The organism is Pectobacterium brasiliense, assembly GCF_013449685.1.
In the GTDB taxonomy this organism is placed as follows: Bacteria; Pseudomonadota; Gammaproteobacteria; order Enterobacterales; family Enterobacteriaceae; genus Pectobacterium; species Pectobacterium brasiliense_A.
The window spans coordinates 1-4,347 of the sequence record NZ_JACDSF010000085.1; the positions used below are offsets into that span (position 1 = coordinate 1).

General features: G+C 37.5%; 4 protein-coding genes and 1 pseudogene. 1 reads left to right on the plus strand and 4 read right to left on the minus strand.

The genetic code is table 11. The features are described from left to right. Window positions 1-266: 266 nt before the first annotated feature. A complete protein-coding gene (locus H0248_RS21165; protein WP_240346076.1) occupies window positions 267-1,751 on the minus strand; it encodes a shufflon system plasmid conjugative transfer pilus tip adhesin PilV in 1,485 nt (494 codons plus the stop codon). 182 nt (window positions 1,752-1,933) lie between these two features. Here H0248_RS21165 and H0248_RS21170 point away from each other — a divergent pair, with 182 nt between their 5' ends. Continuing rightward, the gene (locus H0248_RS21170; protein ID WP_180787378.1) at window positions 1,934-2,446 is read left to right on the plus strand and encodes a GrpB family protein; all 513 of its coding nucleotides are present in this window, start codon (window positions 1,934-1,936) and stop codon (window positions 2,444-2,446) included. A 130-nt stretch (window positions 2,447-2,576) separates the two neighbouring features. On the opposite strand, the pseudogene H0248_RS22565 reads toward H0248_RS21170, so the two are convergent. The 3 genes and pseudogenes from H0248_RS22565 to H0248_RS21180 all read right to left on the minus strand — a co-directional run. Continuing rightward, a pseudogene (locus tag H0248_RS22565) lies at window positions 2,577-2,723 on the minus strand (shufflon system plasmid conjugative transfer pilus tip adhesin PilV); the annotation flags it as partial. A 71-nt stretch (window positions 2,724-2,794) separates the two neighbouring features. Next, a complete protein-coding gene (locus H0248_RS21175) occupies window positions 2,795-3,349 on the minus strand; it encodes a type 4 pilus major pilin (RefSeq protein ID WP_180787379.1) in 555 nt (184 codons plus the stop codon). Between the two features lie 141 nt (window positions 3,350-3,490). Continuing rightward, complete coding sequence (locus tag H0248_RS21180) at window positions 3,491-4,075, minus strand: hypothetical protein (RefSeq protein ID WP_180787380.1); 585 nt, start codon at window positions 4,073-4,075, stop codon at window positions 3,491-3,493. Window positions 4,076-4,347 lie beyond the last annotated feature (272 nt).

Genomic DNA, 4,347 nt, shown 5'->3' on the forward strand with positions numbered 1-4,347 from the left:
GCTGATATCACTGCTGCTATGAAAAACAACATCCCCATGTTTTACTGCGGTAGCTATATACCCGTCATACTTCAAGTTGCATGTGCGTTGGCTGCGCTTAGTCACTCGAATCACTTACCTGAGTAAACTCATCGGGATACCCTCTCTTACTGCCTGCATGAAACTCGAATTATTTAGGGTATATACGCAATACCAAACCAGTACTTTTACACCTATAAATAAGAACATGAGAAATTTAAGTTTACTGCAAACCTTGAATTAATAAATCATTTACTGGCACATGCATATATATTCCAGTTAGCTGTACTTTCATACCCTGAACCATTTCCACCTCCCCCATGAGTTGTTGTTTTTGACCAACTACTTATTAACATTGGATATTGATTATTGTTGCATGAGCACTGTTTTGTGACTGAATTTGTAAAATAACAACTTTTATTATTATTTTGATCGTTATAAATACCATAAATACCAACAACAACATCTGATGACGGTTTTTTCCATGTCCCGTCAGAGCAAGAGTAAATATCTCCAGCACTGTCTTTACTGATTGCACCGAGGGATACACATGTCGCACCAGAGACAATGGTAGATATGGGCTGTAAATATTGCCCTGAAACAGTACCTGATGAAGCGATGTTTCCTGACGCAGAAATGGCCCCTGTCGTTTTTCCATCATTTGAACCCGATAAGGTAAGGTCGCCTCTCACTCTCTGGCTTCCCCAGATATCCAGCTTAACAGAGGAATTGTTATTCCCATTCAGGGAAAGGTAGCCATCACCTGCTCCGCCAGATACATTCAACAGGATCATATTTGGATCGCTGGTACCACCACCACCAATCTGAAGTTTGCTGCTCTGGGTTTTGGCTGAAATGTAGTTTTCAGAGTTGATGCCATTTTTTACCGTAAGCTGGCTGTTCATCGATACGTTCTTACCGAAGGTGGAAAAACCAATAACATTTAAATCCTCAGACACATTGACGTTCTTGGCAAAACGCCCATAGGTGCCATTAAATGAGGTCGCGTTCACGTCACCCGATGCGGTGATGTCTTTGGCGTTGTTGATACTCTGGCCGCCCATATTCAGATCACCCGTCATAGGGAGTGTGCCATCACGACGCAGGTAAACCGAATACATTGAGGAATCGTATCCTACACGGTAGGCCAATAGTCCCGCCGCATTAATCCCACTGTAGCTATTTTGATTCTCAGCCCATTGACCAGCGGTTCCCGATGCCACCGTTGCGGATTGCGTCATACCACTATCAATGCCAGCCGCCTGCATAGCACGGCCTAATAAGTCATAGCGAACACGGTTCCCTTCTGACCACGGCAATGTGGTGATAACCAGTCCGTTAATAACGTAATTAGGTGAACTCCCATCGCGCTTTAACATGATTTTATAAGATGATTTCTGCGCATTGATTCCGGTATAACTGACAGGCAACAGCCCTTCATTCACTAATGTTTGATAAGTGATTTCACAACCATTAGCAGAACAGGTTCTTGGTCCCGGATCGCTGCTCTGGCTGCTGCTTGAAGTTAATGTTGAAAGTTTGTCATAACGGATACTGATATAACGATTAACCGCTTCTCCCATCTGTTTCATTTGAGCACCAACGGTATTCGTCACTATTTTCTCTTGATCGCTTTTCATGTCCTGAAACTTCATGAAAGCCATTGCCGTGCCGATACCTAACACCAATGTGATTTCCAATAGGGAAAACCCTTTTTGATTTGTTATTTTCATTTTCACCGTCCTTTTTTATTTACATACATCTTAATTAGCAAAAATAAAAAAAAGGTTCAAGGAATTGGATTTAAAAAATTTATAATTTGTCAAGACAAATATGCAGTGGTAAAATAATTAAAACCTAGAATGATTGTAAATTTACAAAAAAAAGCATCTTGAAATGATATTAAGAGGTATTTATGACTCTAACGAGTAAAATTTCAGAACATAATAATCAATGGTCAGAGATGTTCATAGCAGAAAAAATTCGTATTGAAAAAGTGTTTGGCTCCAAGGTCATCAATATTCACCATGTCGGGAGCACTGCAGTTGCAGAATTATCGGCAAAGCCCGAAATAGATCTTTTAGTAGTAGTTTCAGACTATGGAGACGAGATAAGCATTGACATAGGAATGATATCTCTAGGGTATGTTCGTGGGAAAAACCTTTCAGAGGGGCATCATTTCTACCGTCGTAACATAAATGACATACGTACGCATAAAGTACATGTATGTTTAAACGGACATGAACAAATATTTCGAATGCTCTGTTTTCGAGATATTCTTAGAAAAAGTGCAGATTTACGAAAGGAGTATCAAAATTTAAAACTTGAACTGGAATCAACAAACAAGCTAGGGATTAAAGAGTATTTAGCAAAAAAAGCACCATTCATTAACCGGATTGTAGACTCAGAATTGAAAAAATCCGAATGAATTAATATGCTCATACATTTTATTGGGAAAGCAAACATTATCCATTATACTTAACTTACTATCCCGCCCTCTAGGGCTTGATCAACAGCTACCGACCTAAAAACGAGTTTTAGGCCGGTTCACCCATTTACTTAATCTGTGAGCCTACTGTATTCGCCATAATATTTTCCTGATCGATTTTCATGTCCTGAAACTTCATGAAAGCCATTGTTGTGCTGATACTTAACACCAATGTGATTTCTAGCAAGGAAACCCCTTTTTGATTTGTTATTTTCATCGTCATTTTACTTACAGGGTAAATTCAATTTATTATCACAGTGATAGAAAGTAAAATAATGAATAATCACATCAATAACCGAATGTAATAACATTGCTTTCATTAGAACAATACTTAGTGATTTCATCGATATTTTTAGCGCCCTGATTCACAGTACCACTGGTTCCGACTTCATTACCTTCTTCATCATAACCTTCATTATCGCCAACAGATATACTTGAAAACATGGATGCCGTTGCTAACACTATCTTGGCGCACTCAACAGAAGGAACATTACCGTATGTAATAGAAAAATTACTCATCCCATAACTAAAATTTACGGGTCCTTTCCATATATTAACCACCTGATAAGTATTCCCAACTCTCATTTGGCTTGGTATGATTTTCGCGTCAATTAATGTTCTTGCATTGATGCCTGTATAATTAGGACTGGAGCCATAAATAGCATTTATTCCAGACACAATTGCTGTAATATTTTTTACTTCAATCTCTGCACGCTGTGCTGCCTGAGCCTTGGGGTAAATCATAAACGCACTGACAATCAACCCTGCAATAACACCTAAAACCAATATTAGCTCAAGCAGAGAGAACCCTTTTCTATATTTTCTGTTTTTTAATAGCACCATGTTTAACTCCTTTTCATCCAAACGATGAAAAACAGATAAACAATTACATTGAATCAAACAATAGATAGCGGCATATAATTAGCGGGATAACTGACGAACGGATGACATTAATGTTAAAATACCTTATCAAAAATATTTTTACTAAATTTTATTTCTTCTTATATTGGTTACCGCCTGCTGTATTAAACTTGTGTCATCATAACCGTTGAGGCTTTCATCTTTAACATCATTAACTTCTCGATACAGGCTTGAATGTTTTTCACATATACTTTTTGCTGAGCATACCATTGTATTAAATAAATCGTCTGTTATTCCTAATGAGTTTGGGTCAGTTTTTCCATCAAGATAATTTCTGTAAAAAAGCAAAAGCGCATATTTGTATCCCACATAAGGAACGGGATATGTCCTTCCATCAGGATGCTGCATACGGTATGCATACGACACTTTCGTTCCTTTAGGTAAAGAATAAAGATTCGTCCCTGTAGCAAAATCTTGCGCAACAAAAAACCTGTCTTTGTTTAAAAAGATAACTTTCCGAGGCTGGTATCCTTCATGAAATAATTTATCCACGAGGTCTTTTAGTTTAACAGCATCTATCTTTCCTAATTGGGATAAGTTTGGAATATTCACCTTACTCATCAAACCGCTGTGCCTTAAATCTTTCACAGCATCGGTCCATTTTGTTCTCTCTTTTACTGACACTCTATTTGATTCCACTTCACCCATATACATATCCTTAATTAAATATATTCTAAAACAAATTAACATTTTTATTGTTGTTTTGACTTCTCCACCATTTAAACCATGGAAACAGACTTACCGTTTTCAAAGGAAGTGGACTATTCTTTCATCGTGCTTTCACTAATTGGTTTTTCCGAAATTTTTCATTCCGTTTTAACCATTTCACTAATAACAAACTGCCAGTTTGTTATCCCGTTATGCTCACTCTACAAAAATAGAATTTTTTGTGATTATCTAAATAGCTTTGCATATTACCG

Bases quoted from the DNA above. Each gene is read 5' to 3' on its own strand.
- H0248_RS21165 (WP_240346076.1), bottom strand. From the start codon at position 1,751: ATGAAAATAACAAATCAAAAAGGGTTTTCCCTATTGGAAATCACATTG.
- H0248_RS21170 (WP_180787378.1), top strand. From the start codon at position 1,934: ATGACTCTAACGAGTAAAATTTCAGAACATAATAATCAATGGTCAGAG.
- H0248_RS21175 (WP_180787379.1), bottom strand. From the start codon at position 3,349: ATGGTGCTATTAAAAAACAGAAAATATAGAAAAGGGTTCTCTCTGCTT.
- H0248_RS21180 (WP_180787380.1), bottom strand. From the start codon at position 4,075: ATGGGTGAAGTGGAATCAAATAGAGTGTCAGTAAAAGAGAGAACAAAA.